Genomic DNA, 302 nt, shown 5'->3' with positions numbered 1-302 from the left:
TTACCTGCCGGATCTGTTGCCGTTGCCTTTACTTCATCGCCATCTTCAAGGCCAGGATTCGGTACTGTCCAGCTACCATCTGGGCCTGCAACAACAGTCGCTGTAGTGCCATCCGGGAATGTCACAGTTACTGTTGAACCTGGTTCTGCCGTACCTGTAATCGGATCTGTACCATTGATTGGATCAATCTCTGGGGCTGCTGGTGCTACAGCATCAACAATCTCTGTTGCAGGTGGTGAGGTGTTACCTGCCGGATCTGTTGCCGTTGCCTTTACTTCATCGCCATCTTCAAGGCCAGGATT

The 302-nt window shown here is 51.7% G+C and carries 1 protein-coding gene; it reads right to left on the bottom strand.

From position 1 onward, the window contains the following. Positions 1-302 (bottom strand): Ig-like domain-containing protein (locus J536_RS24850; protein ID WP_032064409.1); only part of this gene is annotated, 302 nt, incomplete at both ends.

The sequence above is a fragment of the Acinetobacter sp. 809848 genome (assembly GCF_000581275.1).
GTDB classification, from domain to species: Bacteria; Pseudomonadota; Gammaproteobacteria; order Pseudomonadales; family Moraxellaceae; genus Acinetobacter; species Acinetobacter pittii.
The sequence above is the reverse complement of the archived record's forward strand: the minus strand, read 5'-3'. Positions and strand labels throughout refer to the sequence as shown.